Below are 16,414 nucleotides of genomic sequence, written 5' to 3' on the forward strand. Positions count from 1 at the left end.
ACCGGCTTTGAAGGCAACGGGATCGCAGGATAAAGGTTCAGGCGAAGAAACGGGGTGCGGGGCGTATGGTCCGGGGCGCCGTGCAAATCCGCAGCCATCTGCCTGGAGGATCAGGCCATGTCCGGTGAAACCGCCAGCGACACCATCTTTGCCCTATCGTCCGGCCGGCTGCCGGCCGGGGTCGCCGTGGTCCGCATCTCGGGTCCGGAGGCCGGCGTGGCGGCGCTGGCGCTCTCGGGCACCCGGCCTCCGCCGCGCATGGCCCGCTATTCGACCCTCAATCATCCGGCGACGGGCGAGGCCCTGGATCGTGGGCTGGTGCTGTTCTTCCCCGGCCCCGCCAGCGCCACGGGGGAAGACGTGGTTGAGCTGCATCTCCACGGCGGCCGGGCGGTGGTCGCGGCCGTGCTGAGGGCCCTCGGTGCGCTGCCCGGCCTGCGTCCGGCGAACGCGGGCGAATTCACCCGGCGCGCTCACGCCAACGGCAAGCTGGACCTCGCAGAGGTCGAGGGACTGGCCGATCTCATCGCAGCCGAGACCGAGGCGCAGCGGCGGCAGGCCCTGGCGCTCGCTTCGGGCGTGCTCTCTGCCCGCGTGACCAGCTGGCGGGAGAGGCTCGTCTCCGCTCTCGCCCTCCTGGAGGCGGGCATCGATTTTTCCGACGAAGCCGACGTGGCGGAGGATGTGGCTCGGCATGCGATGGACATCATCGGCGGTCTTCAGCGCGAACTGCGCGCGGCCCTGGCCGATGCGGAGCGCGGGGAGCGAGTACGGGATGGGCTGGTCGTCGCCATTGCCGGCCCGCCCAATGCCGGAAAGTCCACCCTTCTGAACCGCCTCGCCGGCCGTGAGGCGGCCATCGTCTCCCCTGTACCCGGCACCACGCGCGATGTGCTGGAGGTGCATCTGGAACTGGCCGGACAGGCCGTGACGCTGCTCGACACCGCCGGCCTGCGCGAGACGGCCGACGCCGTGGAAGCGGAAGGCGTGCGGCGGGCGCTCGCCCGCGCTGAGGCCGCCGATGCGGTGCTCTGGCTGAGCGAGGACGGGAGCGAGCCCCCGGCGGTCTTTTCATCCGCCATTCGGGTGAAGACGAAGATCGATCGGGGGGGCCCCGCGCCGGAGGGATTTATCGGCCTGTCCGCGGCGAGCGGAACCGGCATCGAGGAGGTGGTTGGCGCCATCGCGACGCGGGCTGAGGCGCTGTGCGGCCGTGAGCCGGCGCTGGTGACGCGCGAGCGACAGCGTCTCGCCCTCGAAGTCGCGGCGCGCCATCTGGAGCGGGCGGCCGGCGACTTCGGCGGGCACGAGGAACTGCGGGCAGAGGACGTACGCCTCGCAGTGCGGGCGCTCGACCAGACCATCGGGCGCGTGGATGTGGAGGATGTGCTGGACGCCCTCTTCAGCACCTTCTGCATTGGCAAATGAGCGCTGGCGTGGCGTGTTTCACGTGAAACATTCCGCCCCGCCTTGACGGCGCCCCAGAACCGGCGTTTCCAGAGGGGCAATATCCCTCTGTCCTGGACCCCCATGAACGGAACGCCCCACCCGCACGCCTTCGATGTCATCGTCGTCGGTGGCGGACATGCCGGATGCGAAGCCGCCGCTGCCGCGGCGCGTGTCGGCGCGCGCACGGCGCTCGTTACCCATGCGCAGGCCACTATCGGAGCCATGTCGTGCAATCCTGCCATCGGCGGTCTCGGCAAGGGCCATCTGGTGCGCGAGATCGATGCGCTCGATGGGTTGATGGGGCGGGTGGCGGACCAGGGCGGCATCCAGTTTCGCGTCCTCAACCGGCGGAAGGGGCCGGCAGTGCGTGGACCCCGCGCGCAGGCGGATCGGAAGCTCTATGCCCGCGCCATGCAGCAGGCGCTCTCCGAGCAGCCGGGCCTTGTCGTGATTGAAGGCGAGGCCGACGACCTGCTCGTGCGCGACGGCCGCGTGACCGGGCTGCGCCTTGCCGACGGACGGGAGCTGACCTGCGGCGCGGTGGTGCTCACCACCGGCACCTTTCTCAACGGGCTGATCCATCTCGGCGAAGAGAGCTATCCCGCCGGGCGCATGGGCGAGAAGCCGGCCCTCGGCCTCTCCCCTGCCCTGTCGCGTCTCGGCTTCGCGCTCGGCCGCCTCAAGACCGGAACGCCGGCCCGGCTCGACGGCAGCACCATCGATTGGGTGAGCCTCGAGATGCAGGCCGGCGATGATCCCCCGGAGCCATTCTCCGCGCTCACCACGCGCCTCCCCAATCCCCAAGTGGACTGCGGCATCACCCGCACCACGAACGCGACCCACGCGCTGATCCGGGAGAACCTCTCCCGCTCGGCCATGTATTCCGGCCGTATAGGCAGCACCGGGCCGCGCTACTGCCCGTCCATCGAGGACAAGATCGTCCGTTTCGGCGATCGCGACGGCCACCAGATCTTCCTGGAGCCGGAGGGGCTGGACGATCCGACAGTCTATCCCAACGGCCTGTCCACTTCCCTGCCGGCCGATGTGCAGGTCGACTTCCTGCGCACCATTCCCGGTCTGGAACGAGTGGCGGTGCTGCGGCCTGGGTATGCCATCGAATACGACCACGTGGACCCGCGCGAGCTTGCGCCGACCCTGGAGACGAAGCGCGTGGCCGGCCTGTTCCTCGCCGGGCAGATCAACGGCACCACGGGCTATGAGGAGGCTGCGGCCCAGGGGCTGCTCGCCGGCCTCAATGCGGCGCGGCGGGCAGGTGGGTTGGACGGGATCGTGCTCGACCGGGCCGAGGCCTATCTGGGCGTGATGGTGGACGATCTGGTCACGCGCGGCGTGAGCGAGCCCTACCGCATGTTCACCTCGCGCGCTGAATATCGGCTTACGCTGCGGGCCGACAATGCCGACCAGCGCCTCACCGCCCGCGGCGCGGAACTGGGGCTGGTGGGAGCCGAACGGCTCGCGCACTTCCGGGAACGCACGCTGGCGCTGGAGGCGGCGCGGGTGCTCACCCGCAGCCTCGCGCTGACGCCTACTGAAGGGGCGCGGCACGGGCTTTCCGTGAACAGGGACGGCCAGCGCCGAAGCGCCTTCGACCTCCTCGCCTACCCCGACATCGACATGGCGCGGCTCGCGATGATCTGGCCTGAGCTGGCCGCGCTTCCCCCTGCCATCGCGGAGCAGGTGGAGATCGATGCGAAATACGCGGTCTACCTGGAGCGGCAGGCTGCGGACATCCACACTCTGCGCAAGGACGAGGCGCTCGCCCTGCCGGAAGAGCTATCCTATGCCGACCTGCCGGGGCTGTCGAACGAGCTGAAGCAGAAGCTGGAGCGAGTGCGCCCGCGGACGGTGGGCCAGGCGGGACGGATGGAGGGAATGACCCCGGCCGCGCTCGCGCTCATCGCCACCCACGCGCGGCGGGCCGGCGGGCGATCCGCATGATGACGTCAAGCGGGCTGTGGATCACGGGGATGGAGGCTCGCCGATGAAGGGGGCACCTGCCGCCGGTGACGACGCGGCGCGCGCTGCGGTCGAGCGGATGGTTTCACGTGAAACACTGCGCCGGATCGACATCATCGCCGACCTGCTGCGCAAGTGGCAGAAGACCATCAATCTCGTTGCGCCGGCGACGCTGCCGGACGTGTGGAGCCGGCATATCGCCGATTCGCTGCAATTGATTAACCATGTTCCGGCGGACGCGACCCGGTGGGTTGACCTTGGCTCTGGCGGGGGATTCCCCGGGCTCGTGGTCGCGGCGGCTCTGGCCGAGCGGCCGGGCGCCGAAATCCATCTTGTCGAAAGCGACACCCGCAAGTCCGCCTTCCTGCGCGAGGCGGCACGGGCGGCGGAGCTTCCGGCACATATCCATGCCCAGCGGATCGAGCAGGTTTCCCAAGCCCTTGCGCCGGGAACGCAGGTGGTGTCCGCGCGGGCGCTGGCGCCTCTGCCGAAGCTCCTGGAGCTTGCGGAGCCGTTCCTCGCCGCCGGGGCGCTCGGGGTATTTCCCAAGGGCCGCGACGCCGAACGCGAATTGACCGAAGCCCGCAAAGGCTGGACACTCGATTGCGATCTTCGCGCCAGCGTCAGCGACCGAGAGGCGCAGGTTCTTCTCGTGAGGAGCGCCAGGCGCAGCAGCAAATAGCCACCCCGCCGGGAAGGCGCGCCGCACAAGGCCGGCGCCGCCCGGTGGACGTTCTCATCCGCGGGGCGCGCCGCGCGGAACCAGATCCAAGGGGACCACGGGCCATGAGCCAGGCTGATTATTCCTCGGGAGCCGATCTTTCCCCGTCGCCGCGCGTGCTGGCGCTCGCCAACCAGAAGGGCGGCGTGGGCAAGACCACCACGGCCATCAATCTCGGCACCGCGCTCGCGGCCATCGGCGAGACCGTGCTGGTGGTGGACCTTGATCCCCAGGGCAACGCCTCCACGGGCCTCGGCATCGACCGCCGCTCGCGCAATGTCTCCACCTACGACGTGCTGGTGGGTGAAGCCACCATGCGTGAGACCGTGATGCCGACAGGGGTTCCGCAGCTTTATGTGGCGCCTTCCACCCTCGACCTGTCCGGGCTGGAACTGGAGATCGCCGCCGAGCGCGACCGCGCCTATCGCCTGCGAGATGCCCTCAAAGCCCTCGCCGCCGATCCCGAGGCGCCGCGCTTCTCCTACGTACTGGTGGACTGCCCCCCGTCCCTGTCGCTCCTTACCGTCAATGCCATGGCGGCGGCGGACGCCATCGTGGTGCCGTTGCAGTGCGAATTCTTCGCGCTGGAAGGCCTCTCCCAGCTGATGAAGACGGTGGAGCAGGTTCGAGTGGGGCTCAACCCCAGCCTCACCATCCACGGCATCGTGCTGACCATGTATGACGGCCGCAACAATCTGTCGGAGCAGGTGGTGCAGGACGTGCGTCAGTTCATGGGGGACAAGGTGTATGAGACCATCATCCCCCGGAACGTGCGTGTCTCGGAAGCGCCCTCCTATGGCAAGCCGGTCCTGCTCTATGACCTCAAGTGCCTGGGCTCCCAGGCCTATTTGCGGCTCGCGTCGGAGGTGATCCAGCGCGAACGGGCGGCACGGGCGGCGGCTGCGGCCTGACAGAAGACCAGAGGGACGGGACGAAGATGGCGGATGAACAGCGCTCCCGGCTCGGGCGGGGGCTTGCCGCGCTGATCGGCGAGATGGGGGAGCCGCAGGCGGCACCGGCGCGCAACACTGGCCCGCGGGGCGGGCCGCGGCGCATGCCCATCGAGCAGGTGAAGGCGAACCCGCGCAACCCGCGACGGGCCTTTCTGGAGGAGGGGCTGGAGGATCTTACGGCCTCGATCCGCGAGAAGGGCATCATCCAGCCCATCGTGGTGCGGCCACTGAAGGGCTCGGACAGCTTCGAGATCGTCGCCGGCGAGCGCCGCTGGCGCGCCGCTCAGCGGGCGAGCCTTCATGAGGTCCCGGTGGTGGTGCTGGAGCTGAGCGATCGCGAGGCGCTGGAAGTCGCCATCATCGAGAACGTCCAGCGCGCCGACCTCAATCCGGTGGAAGAGGCGCAGGGCTACGAGGCCCTGATGGACGAGTTCCAATACAACCAGAACGATTTGTCCAAGGTCATCGGCAAGAGCCGCAGTCATATCGCGAACACGCTGCGGCTGCTGAAATTGCCCGCCTCGGTGAAGGGGCATCTGGCGGAGGGGCGGCTCAGCGCCGGTCATGCGCGGGCCCTTCTCGCCGTCTCCGATCCCGAAAAGATCGCCCGCGAGGTGATCGCCAAGGGTCTCACCGTGCGGGACGTGGAAGCCCTGTCCAAGGCGAAGACGTCCCCTGCCCCGGTCACAGGGCGCAATTCCCCCGCTCCTGCCCCCGAGCGCAAGAGCGCAGATACTCGCGCGCTGGAGAAGCGGCTGACTGATGCGCTGGGGTTGGCCGTAAGTCTTGAGGGCAAGGGCGATGCGGGCGAACTGCGCATCCGCTATGCGAGCCTCGACCAGCTCGATGAGATCTGCCGAAAGCTCGGTCTCGATTGACGCCTGCAGGATTTGACTAAGAAAAAGGCCGGGCATCTGCCCGGCCTTGCTTCGTTGAGATCCCGGCCGCGTCTTCTTGCGACGACGCGGCCAAATCTGAAAAAATCAGGCAGCGGCCTTGCGGCGGGTGGTCTTCTTCGCAGGGGCGACAGGCGCCTTCTTGCGGGTCTGGCCGAGGCCCATGTTCTTGGCGAGTTCGGAGCGGGCCGCAGCATAGGCCGGGGCGACCATGGGATAATCCTTCGGCAGGCCCCACTTCTCGCGGTAAGCCTCGGGGGTCATGCCGTAGCTGGTGCGCAGGTGCCGCTTCAGAGACTTGAACTTCTTCCCGTCTTCCAGGCAGATGATGTATTCGGGCGTCACCGACTTCTTGAGCGGCACAGCCGGCTTCTGCTCTTCCACCTGCGGCGCGGCGGGGGTGCCCAGCTGGCCGAGAGCGCGATAGACGGACTCGATGAGACCGGGAAGCTCGGCGGCCGCGACGCTGTTGTTGCTCACGTACGCGGCAACGATGTCCGCAGTGAAGTCGATGAAGCTCGGCGACGGAGTATTGGACGCGGAGTCGCTCACGGGAGTCCCTTTCTGTTCTTCGCTATGGCGAGCGGGCAATGCGGGGAGCGGTTCGAATGCGATCGGGTCAGGATGATCCTCGATCACATGCTCCGCCTGGGCTGACGCCGCATCGGCTGACTAAGTTTCACGGTTAATCTATATCACCTCGTCTTGTAAATACAATCCACACGGAAAAACTCTTCAAAACCGAGCAATAGAGCCGGTTTGCGGCTGTCGAGCCGGTGCCCTTCCCGGATCAGCCGTGCCAGATGATCCTTGTCAGATCAGCGAATCGGGGGCTGGACAGATGAAAACAACGGCACCTGGAAGTGTTCCCGGCCTACCGGTGTCGAAGGCAGGGCGTCCATAGCCGGGGAGATACTAGGGCGAGGGCGGCATGCGCTGTTCTTCTATCAGGCCGGCAACAAGTACATGCACCGATTTGTACAACTTTCGAGTGCGACGCCGGCCGAGGTTTCCCTGGCGTCGCTACCTGCCCTGCCCTGCTTTGGCGGAACGCAGGGCCGTCTTGAGCTTGTCGGTAGCGACCGCATGGGAGCCATGTCGTTTACGCTGGCGCACGGGTGCGAACCGCGTTAGGTGGGGCCGTCCCGGCCCGGGCAGGGGCGGTTTTCAGATTTGCGGTGTGATGGCTCCCCGGGAACTCATCAGCCGCGCCAGGGCTTCCCGCGCGGCGGGGACGAGGATGCCATGCCACGCGCCGTCGCCGGCCCCGAGATCGAGCGTCTGATCCAGCTTCTGGCCCGCCTTCCGGGCCTCGGCCCGCGTTCGGCGCGCCGGGTGGCCCTGCACCTCATCAAGAAGCGCGAGACGCTGATGGCGCCGCTGGCGACGGCGCTGGGCGACGCGATCGGCAAGATCGTCACCTGCCACACCTGCGGGAACGTGGATGTGACCGATCCCTGCACGGTCTGCACCGACCCCACGCGGGATGCGCGCACGCTGGTGGTGGTTGCGGACGTGGGCGACCTGTGGGCGCTGGAACGCGCCGGCGTCCTCAATGCCCGCTATCATGTGCTTGGGGGCGTGCTTTCGCCGTTGGATGGGGTGGGCCCGGACGATCTCAATCTCGCCAGCCTGGTCACCCGCGTGCACGACCAGCACGTCACGGAAGTCATTCTGGCGCTCGGCGCCACGGTGGATGGGCAGACAACGGCCCATTACCTGACCGATGTGCTGCGGGACACCGGCGCCCGCGTCACGCGCCTTGCCCAGGGCGTGCCGGTGGGCGGAGAACTCGATTATCTCGACGAGGGAACGCTCTCGGCCGCTATCCGCGCGCGCACGCAGATGTGATCTGCGGACCGGCAGTCATCCCCAGCTTTCACTGCAGCATCCGCTCGAAGTTGATGACGAACAGCTTGGGGTCGGGGCGCTTGTTCACCTGGACGTTCGACAGGGACACCTGCGTGTCGTAGCCCTGCGGGTCGGTGATGACCCACTGCTTCAGGGCAGAGGTCTTGGCGTCGAACAGGATCAGCAACCGATAGGTGCCGAACATGGGCACCGTCTCCTGCATGACCACCGTCACGAAGCGATCATCCTGGAAGATGCCGGTCACATGGGGCTCGGTCGAGAGATCGATGCGTTCCGCAAGCAGGAAGCGCAGCGGCGTCTGCGACAGGGGCGTGATGTCCTGGGTGTTGAGATTGCGGTCGCGCACGGCCACGGACTGGCCGTTGGAGATCAGCTCCACCGGGCTCGGCGCATCGTATTCGAAGCGCACGCGGCCTGGCTTCTGCATGTAGAAGTCACCGGTCCGCTTGGAGCCGTCCGGATCGATCTGCGTAAAGGTGCCGGTCATGGCCTGCACCGAATTGAAGTAATTGGTGATGCGGTCCACCGTGGCCTTCGGCGCACGACCGTCCGCCGGCTGGGCCGCGGCCTGGGCGGCCGGGGCGCCCTTCATCTGGCCCTGGGGCCGCATGAGGTCGCCGGGGGGCGGCACCGTCTGGGCGCCGGCAGAGCCGGCCGCCACAAGTCCCAGCGCCAGCAGCAGGCCGGCGGCGCCAACGCGGCGCGCCTTGGCCGACGGGGCGCGGGTCTCGCGTGCAGTGCCGAGGGCGGGGCTTTTGGCGGCGGAGCGGATGAGCATCATGGGCATCTCTGGCGCAGGGCGTGTCGCTGGCAGGAAGGTCATTCCCGACGCTCCGATCCCGCCCCGCGCGGGCTGATCGGATGGACAGGGGTCTAATACGCAACTTGCGGCCGGGCTATGGCGAACCTGTGGCCTTGCCGATGCCCGGAAAACCGCCCGGCGTTGCTTCTGTTCCGGTTCGGCCGAAGCTTCAACCGGAACCGGGAACCGCTCAGGTGGGAGAATGACGCGGCACGCTCACTCGGCGGCCTGCTCGGGGAGCAGGATCTCGCGCTTGCCGGCGTGGTTGGGCGAGCCGACGAGGCCCTCCTTCTCCATGCGCTCGACCAGCGAAGCCGCGCGATTATAGCCGATCTGGAGCCGGCGCTGGATATAGGAGGTGGAGCATTTGCGGTCGCGCATCACCACCGCCACCGCCTGGGAATAGAGGTCCATGCCCTCGTCGCCCATGCCGCTCTTGTCGAACACGGCTCCGTCGCCGTCCTCGTCCTCGGCATCCTCGGCGGTCACCGCCTCCACATAGGCGGGGGCGCCCTGGGCCTTGAGGTGCTTCACCACGCTCTCCACCTCCTCGTCGGAGACGAAGGGGCCATGGACGCGGGAGATGCGGCCGCCGCCGGCCATGTAGAGCATGTCGCCCTGGCCCAGCAGCTGCTCCGCGCCCATCTCGCCAAGGATGGTGCGGCTGTCGATCTTCGAGGTCACCTGGAAGGAGATGCGGGTGGGGAAGTTCGCCTTGATGGTGCCGGTGATGACATCCACCGAGGGGCGCTGCGTCGCCATCACCAGATGGATGCCGGCCGCGCGGGCCATCTGGGCGAGGCGCTGGATGGCGCCCTCGATCTCCTTGCCGGCGACGAGCATCAGGTCGGCCATCTCGTCGACGATGACGACGATGTAGGGCAGGGGCTCGAGGTTCATCTCCTCGCGCTCGTAGATGGCTTCGCCGGTCTCGTGATCGAAGCCGGTCTGCACCGTGCGCGCGATGGATTCTCCCTTCTCGCTGGCGTCCTTCACCCGGGCGTTGAAGCCGTCGATGTTGCGCACGCCGAGCTTGGACATCTTCTTGTAGCGGTCCTCCATCTCCTTCACCGCCCACTTCAGCGCCACCACGGCCTTCTTCGGATCGGTGACGACAGGGGCAAGAAGATGGGGAATGCCGTCATAGACGGACAGCTCGAGCATCTTGGGATCGACCATGATGAGTCGGCACTGTTCCGGCTTCAGCCGGTAAAGCAGGCTCAGGATCATGGTATTTATGGCCACCGACTTGCCCGAGCCGGTGGTGCCGGCGACCAGCAGATGCGGCATGCGGGCGAGATCGACGATCACGGGATCGCCGCCGATGGTCTTGCCCAGCGCGATGGCGAGCTTGTGGCCGGTGTCGCCGAAATCCTTGGTGGCGATCAGTTCGCGCAGCAGCACCTTGTCGCGCTTCGGATTGGGCAGCTCGATGCCGATGGCATTGCGGCCCGGCACCACGGCGACGCGGGCGGAGATGGCGCTCATGGAACGGGCGATGTCGTCGGCGAGGCCGATGACGCGGGACGACTTGATGCCGGGCGCCGGCTCCAGCTCGTAGAGCGTCACCACCGGACCGGGCCGAACCTGGCCGATCTCGCCGCGCACGCCGAAGTCCTGCAGCGTCGCCTCCAGTTCGCGCGCGGTGCCGGACAGCGCCTCCGGGTTCACCGCCGGGGCCTTGGAAGGGGGCGCCGGGGTCAGCAGTTCGAGGGAGGGATGCTGGTAGCCGGGGCGGCGGCCACCGCGGCGGGCGGCCCGGCGGCGTGCGGCTGCGCTTTCGGGGACGGCATCCAGCGGGGCGTCGGCCGCGTCGTCGGGCGGGGGCGCGGCAACGCCCCCCAGGCGCGGCTCCTGCCGCAGGTTGGGTCCTTCCGCGGGGGTGGCCGAGGGGGCAGGGGCGGGGATGGCCCGCCGCGCCAGACCGGCACCGGAGAGGCGCGCCTTCCACGAAAGGAAAGTATGGGTGAGGGCGCCGAGGGAAACGGCGGTGCCGTCGTCCTCCTCGTCCTCGTCGCCCACCTCGCCCGGCAGTTCGGAGGCGGGGGCAAGCTTGAGCGGCGTGCGGCGGCCGCCGCTGAGGGCGAAGAAGAGGCCTGCGGCGCCCACCGCGAGGCCTGCGCCACCGATCAGCATCGAATCGAGGGCGGCGAGGGCGCCGCCGCGCATCACGCCGAAGGCGCGGGGAAAGAGGTCGCCCAAAGCGCCGCCGAGGCCGGTGAGGCCCGGCCAGTGATCCGGCTGGGGAATGGCGCCGAGGAAGGCGGTGGTGCCCAGCACTCCGATGAGCCAGCAGGTGATGCGCAGCCGCTCGCGCGCGAAGGGCCGATGGGTCACGAGCCGCCAGCCTGCATAGAGCGGCGGCAGCAGGACCGCGAGCGCCGCGAGCCCGAAGAGCTGGATCAGCAGGTCGGCGATGATCGCGCCGGGCCGGCCCAGAAGGTTCGTGACCGGAGCGTGGGTGGCGTTGGATAGGCTCGGGTCGGCCGCGGACCAGGTGCCGAGCGCCACGAAGGAGGTCAGCGTTGCCAGGATGAGGCCGGTGCCGACGATCTCCCGCCCACGTCGGCGCACCACGAGGCGGATGCTCTCCGGGATCAGTTCGAGGCGCGGCACCTGATGGGGATGGGCGTCCATCCGGCTGTTGATGACGGCATCGGCGGTGGCGGCAGCCTTCGGGCGTCGGCGGGCCATGGGCATGGGCGCGGCTCCCTTCAGAGGGCCGCGACGAGGCGCTTCAGCACCTCCTCGCAGGTGGGCAGATCCTGGACCAGCGCGACGCGCAGGAAACCGGCGGAGGGGTTGGCGCCGGTGAGATCGCGGCGGGCCAGATAGCCCCCCGGGACCGTGCGCAGGCCTTGCTCGCGCCACAGCTTCACGGCCGCCGCCTCGCCGCCGGTGAGGTGGTCGTCGGCAAGGTGGGACACGTCGAGCCAGAGGAAGAAGCCGCCGCCGGGCCGCTCATAGCCGAAGCGGCCGGCGAGCATGCGGTCGGCGAGGTCGAATTTCGCGGCATAGAGGTCGCGGGAGCGGGTGACGTGGGCCTCGTCCTCCAGCGCCGCCACGGCGACCGCCTGCAGCGGCTCCGGCACCTGCGGCGCGGCCACCCAGCGGAAGGCCAGGAAATCCTTCAGGAAGGCCGGATCACCGGCGCAGAAGCCGCAGCGCAGGCCGGGCAAGGACGAGCGCTTGGACAAGGAGTTGAACGCCACCACGCGCGAGAGGTCTGTGCCGGCCACCTCAAGGATGCCGGCCGGCTTTTCCGCACCCAGATAGATTTCCGAATAGCACTCGTCCGAGAACAGGAACGCCCCGTTGCGCCGCGCCAGCTCCAGTGCCTTGCCGAGATAGTCGGCGGAGGCGATGGCGCCCTGCGGATTGGCAGGCGAGGCGATGTAGATCGCGACCGTCCGCTTCAGCAGGTCCGCGTCGAGTGCGTCGAGGTCAGGCAGCCAGCCGCTTTCCTTGGTGGTCGGCACGACCACGGCCTCGCAGCCGGCGGCCTCCGCGCCCGCGGCATAGGCGGCGTAGAATGGATTGGGCAGCAGCATGGCCGGCTTGCCGTTCGCCCCCTTCGCCGGATCGGCGAGGCGCTGGGCGACGATGGCGGCGGAGAACAGGCCCTCGCGGGAGCCGTTCAGCGCCAGCACCTCGCGGTCCGCATCGAGCGGCTTCGCGAGCTTGTAGCGCTGCGCCAGCCAGCGGGCGGCGGCGGCGCGGAAGGTGGGCGTGCCTTCGGCGCGCGGATAGCGGCCGAAACCGGCGAGATTATTGGTGAGAACTGGGCCGACGAAATCCGGCATGGCGTGCTGCGGCTCGCCCACGGCGGCGCTCAGCGGCTGGCGCCCCGGCTCGATCCCCGCAAGGAGGTCGGCCAGCCGAATGAAGGGCGAGCGGCGGTCTTCCGGGGGAGCGGCGGGAGCGGATGGCACGGCTTTGCGGTCTTCTCTGGCGGCTTTCGTCATCCGCTCCAGAATGGGACCAGCCGGTTAAGGTGTGGCTAACTTAACCCGGCGATCCGTCAGACTTCGCGGAGCAGCACCTCGCGCGCCTGCCGCGCATCGGCCTTGATCTGCGCGACGAGGGCGTCGATGCCGTCGAACTTCAGCTCCGGCCGGATATAGGCGTGGAACTCCACCTCGATGGACTGGCCATAGAGATCGCCGGAAAAATCGAACAGGTGAACTTCCAGCAGCGCCCGGCCATTGTCGAAGGTGGGGCGTCGGCCATAGTTCGCCACGCCGTCGAACCGTCCGGCCGGCGTCACGGCACGCACCGCATAGATGCCGAAGGCCAGTTCCAGATCCTGCGGCAAGGCGAGGTTGGCGGTGGGGAAGCCGATGGTGCGGCCACGCTTGTCGCCGTGGATCACCTCGGCCGTCACCGCGAAGGGGCGCCCCAGCATATGGGCGGCATGGCCCACCTGTCCCGAAGCCAGCGCCCGGCGCACGGCGGTGGAGGAAATCGCGTCGTTCTCGTCGCGCATGGGCTCGACCACGGTGACGGCGAAGCCGTGCCGTTCTCCTGCCTCCTTGAGAAAGGCGGGTGATCCGGCGCGCTGGCGTCCGAAGTGAAAATCGAAGCCCACCGCCACGCCGGCAACGCCGTAGCGGCCGACCAGCACCTCGCGCACGAAGTCCTCAGCTTCCATGGCCGCGAGGGCGGCGTCGAAATCGAGCACGATGGCGCCCTTAAGGCCGCTGTCGGCGATGTGACGCAGCTTCTCCATTGCCGGAGTCAGGCGGAAGGGGGCGGTGGCGGGATTGAAGAATGTGCGCGGATGGGGCTCGAAGGTGAGGGCCAGGGCCGGCCCCCCCGCCTCGGCCGCCATGGACCGCGCCGCCGCGAACACTGCCTGATGGCCGCGATGCACGCCGTCGAAATTGCCGATGGCGATGACGGGCCGCGCCAGCGCCGGGGGCAGGGGCTCGGGGCCGCGGACCAGCACGAAATCAGGGGGAAGGGAAACGGTCATCGGCGGGCGCAGGCCTTGCCTTGGTGTTCGGCGGAATGCCCCGGAACCTCGACGGCACCGGGACAGGATATTCGGCCTTCGAGATCGGTCAAACCGCGGGCGAATTCAAGGAACCGAATGTCGCCCGGTCGCAATTACCAGGCGAGCCGGGGCATGACGCCGCGCGGATGGGCATGGCCGGTGAAGAGATCGGCGAGGGATTCGGTATCCGGAATGGCGCCGTCGATGGATTTCAGCTCCTGCGCATGAATGCCGCCGGAGATGAACAGGCTGTCGAAACCTGCATCGTTGGCGCCAGCGATATCGGTACGCAGCGCATCGCCGATGCCGAGCACGCGGGAGCGCTCCACCGCCTCGCCACGGATCACCTCGGCGCGGGCGAAGGCGGTGTCGTAGATGGGCCGGTAGGGCTTGCCGCACCAATAGGCCTTGCCGCCGATCTGCTCATAGGCCTGGGCGATGGCCCCGGCGCAGAAGATGAGCTTGTCGCCCCGCTCCACCACGAGGTCGGGATTGGCGCAGATGAACGGCAGTTCCCGCGCCTTCATGGCGGCGAGGGCATCGGCGTAGTCCTCGGGCGTCTCCACGTCGTCGTCGAGGAGGCCGGTGCAGACCACGAGGTCCGCGTCTTCAAGGCCGGTGAGGGTGAGGTCCAGACCGTCGAACGTGCCCACGTCCCGCGCGGGACCCAGGTGATAGACGCGGGCGCCCGGCCGCGCCTCCAGCATGTCGCGCGTCACGTCGCCGGAGGTAACGATGGCGTCGTATGCGGTGCGCGGCACGCCAAGGCCGTCGAGCATGCCCATGATGAAGCGGTTGGGCCGCGGCGCGTTGGAGACGAGCACCACCGTGGCGCCGCCCGCCCGCACCTTCGTCAGCGCCTCGCAGGCGGAGGGAAAGGACGCGACGCCGTTGTGCAGCACGCCCCAGACGTCGCAAAGGATCAGGTCGTAGGCGCCGGCGAAGGCGGAGAGGCCTTCCACCAGCGGCGGGGCGTGCAGGGGCGTGCGGGTGCCGGTTTCGGCCATCGATCTCTCCATTGTGCGGCGCACAAATGCCACGGAAAGCCTTGAATCACAAGGCCAGCCGTCGGCTCCGGGCGGATTGCGGGGCGGCGGACGAAGCCGGGGCGGGGGTCAGGGATGCCCCTTGCCGGGGTGGCCTCCGGGATGTCCGCCCATGTGGCCTCCCGCACCGTGGGGGTGTCCGCCACCGTGGGGGTTGCCATGGGGATTGCCGTGCGGATGGCCGCCGCCCTTGGGCGGCTCCTTCTGCGCCACCGGCGTAGTGGACCGGGTGCGGGCCTCGATGCCCGGCAGCGCCTGCACCAGCGTGCGGAAGGCGTCGCCGCGCACCTCGAAATTGGGATACTGGTCGAAGCTGGCGCAGGCGGGCGACAGCAGCACCACCGCATCCGCGCGCCCGGCCGCTTCGGCGTCCCGCGCGGCGGCTTCCACGGCCTTGTCGAGGGTGCCGACGATCTCGTGGGGCACCGTGTCCCCCAGCGTCGCGGCGAAATCCTGCGCCGCTTCGCCGATGAGATAGGCCTTGGCGATACGATCAAAGAAGGGCGCGAGCGGCGCGATGCCGCCGGCCTTCGGCTTGCCGCCGGCAATCCAGAAGATGTCGGTGAAGCTCGTCAGCGCCCGCTCGGCGGCGTCCGCATTGGTCGCCTTGGAATCGTTGACGAACAGCACCTTGCCCTTGTTGCCCACCTCTTCCATGCGGTGGGCGAGGCCGGGGAAGCGCTTCATGGCCACCGCGATGACCTCCGGCGCGACGCCGAGCGCACGGCAGGCGGCATAGGCGGCGGCGGCGTTCTGGGCATTGTGCGCCCCGCGCAGGGAGCCGATGCCGCCCAGCGGCAGGCGGAAGACCTCGGCACCACCTTCGGACACCACCAGCGTCTCGCCCTCGCGCCAGATGCCGTCGGGCAGCGGCCGCTTCACCGAGATGCGCACCACATGCTTGCCGGCGCGCTCGGCGCGGTCGGCCATGGCGGCGGAGAAATCGTCGTCCACGCCCACCACGGCGGTACCGGTCTGCTCGACGCCGGTGACGAGGCGTTCCTTCACGGCCGCGTAGTTCTCGAGGGTGCCGTGCCGGTCGAGGTGGTCGGGGGTGATGTTGAGCATCACGCCCACGGAGGGGTCGAGGCCGGGGGCCAGGTCGATCTGGTAGGAGGAGCACTCCACCACATGCACGCGGCCGGGCTTCGGCGGAGCGAGGGAGAGGATGGCGGTGCCGATGTTGCCGCCCATCTGCACATCGCGGCCGGCGACGCGCAGGATGTGGGTGATGAGCGCCGTGGTGGTGGACTTGCCGTTGGTACCAGTGATGGCGATGAACGGCGAGCGGCGCGCGATGGCCTGCCGCTCGCGGCAGAACAGCTCGATGTCGCCAATGATCTCGACGCCCGCGCCCTGCGCCAGCTTCACCGACCAGTGCGGCTCGGGATGGGTGAGCGGCACGCCGGGGGCGAGGATCAGCGACTGGACGATGGTCCAGTCGATGTCGTGGAGATCCTGCACGAGGATACCCGCCTCGCCGGCCTTGCGGCGGGAGGCTTCGGAATCGTCATAGGCGACAACGGTGGCGCCGCCGGCCTTGAGCGCCTCTGCGGTGGCAAGGCCCGAGCCACCCAGCCCGAAAAGGGCGACGGTTGCATCCTTGAAGACGGTGACGGGGATCATGGCGGTAAAATCGTCCGTTGCGGCAATGCAGTCCGGGCATCCGTCTAGAGCATGATGCGAAAAAGTGCGAACCCCT

The 16,414-nt window shown here is 68.7% G+C and carries 13 protein-coding genes; 6 read left to right on the forward strand and 7 right to left on the reverse strand.

Going from position 1 to position 16,414, the window contains the following annotated elements:
* The first annotated feature begins 117 nt into the window (after positions 1-117).
* The 5 genes from mnmE (at position 118) to ACT535_RS08615 (ending at position 5,978) form a co-directional block, all read left to right on the forward strand.
* Positions 118-1,428: a tRNA uridine-5-carboxymethylaminomethyl(34) synthesis GTPase MnmE gene (gene mnmE, locus ACT535_RS08595; protein WP_476364064.1), complete on the forward strand. Its 1,311-nt coding sequence runs from the start codon at positions 118-120 to the stop codon at positions 1,426-1,428.
* 102 nt (positions 1,429-1,530) lie between these two features.
* Entirely contained in the window at positions 1,531-3,408 is a 1,878-nt protein-coding gene (mnmG, locus tag ACT535_RS08600; RefSeq protein WP_476364065.1) for a tRNA uridine-5-carboxymethylaminomethyl(34) synthesis enzyme MnmG, read from the forward strand.
* 43 nt (positions 3,409-3,451) lie between these two features.
* Positions 3,452-4,108, forward strand: a complete 657-nt coding sequence (gene rsmG / locus ACT535_RS08605; RefSeq protein ID WP_476364066.1) for a 16S rRNA (guanine(527)-N(7))-methyltransferase RsmG — start codon at positions 3,452-3,454, stop codon at positions 4,106-4,108.
* 104 nt (positions 4,109-4,212) lie between these two features.
* The gene (locus ACT535_RS08610) at positions 4,213-5,058 is read left to right on the forward strand and encodes a ParA family protein (RefSeq protein WP_168458671.1); all 846 of its coding nucleotides are present in this window, start codon (positions 4,213-4,215) and stop codon (positions 5,056-5,058) included.
* 26 nt (positions 5,059-5,084) lie between these two features.
* On the forward strand, positions 5,085-5,978 hold the full coding sequence (locus ACT535_RS08615) for a ParB/RepB/Spo0J family partition protein (RefSeq protein ID WP_476364067.1): 894 nt from the start codon (positions 5,085-5,087) through the stop codon (positions 5,976-5,978).
* 105 nt (positions 5,979-6,083) lie between these two features.
* Here ACT535_RS08615 and ACT535_RS08620 read toward each other — a convergent pair whose 3' ends face one another.
* Positions 6,084-6,548, reverse strand: a complete 465-nt coding sequence (locus ACT535_RS08620; RefSeq protein WP_168458669.1) for a Ros/MucR family transcriptional regulator — start codon at positions 6,546-6,548, stop codon at positions 6,084-6,086.
* A 693-nt stretch (positions 6,549-7,241) separates the two neighbouring features.
* On the opposite strand from ACT535_RS08620, the gene recR reads away from it, so the two are divergent.
* Positions 7,242-7,847, forward strand: a complete 606-nt coding sequence (gene recR / locus ACT535_RS08625) for a recombination mediator RecR (RefSeq protein ID WP_168458668.1) — start codon at positions 7,242-7,244, stop codon at positions 7,845-7,847.
* A gap of 28 nt (positions 7,848-7,875) precedes the next feature.
* Here recR and ACT535_RS08630 read toward each other — a convergent pair whose 3' ends face one another.
* The 6 genes from ACT535_RS08630 to murD form a co-directional block, all read right to left on the reverse strand.
* Entirely contained in the window at positions 7,876-8,691 is an 816-nt protein-coding gene (locus ACT535_RS08630; RefSeq protein ID WP_476364068.1) for an outer-membrane lipoprotein carrier protein LolA, read from the reverse strand.
* 195 nt (positions 8,692-8,886) lie between these two features.
* Positions 8,887-11,370 (reverse strand): DNA translocase FtsK, encoded by a 2,484-nt coding sequence (locus ACT535_RS08635; protein WP_476364069.1) that lies wholly within the window; start codon positions 11,368-11,370, stop codon positions 8,887-8,889.
* Between the two features lie 14 nt (positions 11,371-11,384).
* Positions 11,385-12,635 carry an aminotransferase class I/II-fold pyridoxal phosphate-dependent enzyme gene (locus tag ACT535_RS08640; RefSeq protein WP_476364070.1) on the reverse strand — a complete coding sequence of 417 codons (1,251 nt, stop codon included), beginning with the start codon at positions 12,633-12,635 and terminating at the stop codon, positions 11,385-11,387.
* Positions 12,636-12,691: 56 nt separating this feature from the next.
* Positions 12,692-13,645, reverse strand: a complete 954-nt coding sequence (locus tag ACT535_RS08645; RefSeq protein WP_476364071.1) for a bifunctional riboflavin kinase/FAD synthetase — start codon at positions 13,643-13,645, stop codon at positions 12,692-12,694.
* Positions 13,646-13,779: 134 nt separating this feature from the next.
* Entirely contained in the window at positions 13,780-14,673 is an 894-nt protein-coding gene (locus ACT535_RS08650; protein WP_168458665.1) for a TIGR01459 family HAD-type hydrolase, read from the reverse strand.
* Positions 14,674-14,781: 108 nt separating this feature from the next.
* Positions 14,782-16,338, reverse strand: coding sequence for a UDP-N-acetylmuramoyl-L-alanine--D-glutamate ligase (gene murD / locus ACT535_RS08655; RefSeq protein WP_476364072.1), 1,557 nt, complete (start codon positions 16,336-16,338; stop codon positions 14,782-14,784).
* Positions 16,339-16,414: the final 76 nt, after the last annotated feature.

This window comes from Xanthobacter sp. DMC12 (genome assembly GCF_056314105.1).

Excerpts from the sequence above, each read along its gene's own strand:
- ACT535_RS08635 (WP_476364069.1), bottom strand. The coding sequence starts at position 11,370 with ATGCCCATGGCCCGCCGACGCCCGAAGGCTGCCGCCACCGCCGATGCC.
- murD (WP_476364072.1), bottom strand. The coding sequence starts at position 16,338 with ATGATCCCCGTCACCGTCTTCAAGGATGCAACCGTCGCCCTTTTCGGG.
- rsmG (WP_476364066.1), top strand. The coding sequence starts at position 3,452 with ATGAAGGGGGCACCTGCCGCCGGTGACGACGCGGCGCGCGCTGCGGTC.
- mnmG (WP_476364065.1), top strand. The coding sequence starts at position 1,531 with ATGAACGGAACGCCCCACCCGCACGCCTTCGATGTCATCGTCGTCGGT.
- ACT535_RS08645 (WP_476364071.1), bottom strand. The coding sequence starts at position 13,645 with ATGACCGTTTCCCTTCCCCCTGATTTCGTGCTGGTCCGCGGCCCCGAG.
- ACT535_RS08615 (WP_476364067.1), top strand. The coding sequence starts at position 5,085 with ATGGCGGATGAACAGCGCTCCCGGCTCGGGCGGGGGCTTGCCGCGCTG.
- recR (WP_168458668.1), top strand. The coding sequence starts at position 7,242 with ATGCCACGCGCCGTCGCCGGCCCCGAGATCGAGCGTCTGATCCAGCTT.
- mnmE (WP_476364064.1), top strand. The coding sequence starts at position 118 with ATGTCCGGTGAAACCGCCAGCGACACCATCTTTGCCCTATCGTCCGGC.
- ACT535_RS08610 (WP_168458671.1), top strand. The coding sequence starts at position 4,213 with ATGAGCCAGGCTGATTATTCCTCGGGAGCCGATCTTTCCCCGTCGCCG.
- ACT535_RS08630 (WP_476364068.1), bottom strand. The coding sequence starts at position 8,691 with ATGACCTTCCTGCCAGCGACACGCCCTGCGCCAGAGATGCCCATGATG.
- ACT535_RS08650 (WP_168458665.1), bottom strand. The coding sequence starts at position 14,673 with ATGGCCGAAACCGGCACCCGCACGCCCCTGCACGCCCCGCCGCTGGTG.
- ACT535_RS08640 (WP_476364070.1), bottom strand. The coding sequence starts at position 12,635 with ATGACGAAAGCCGCCAGAGAAGACCGCAAAGCCGTGCCATCCGCTCCC.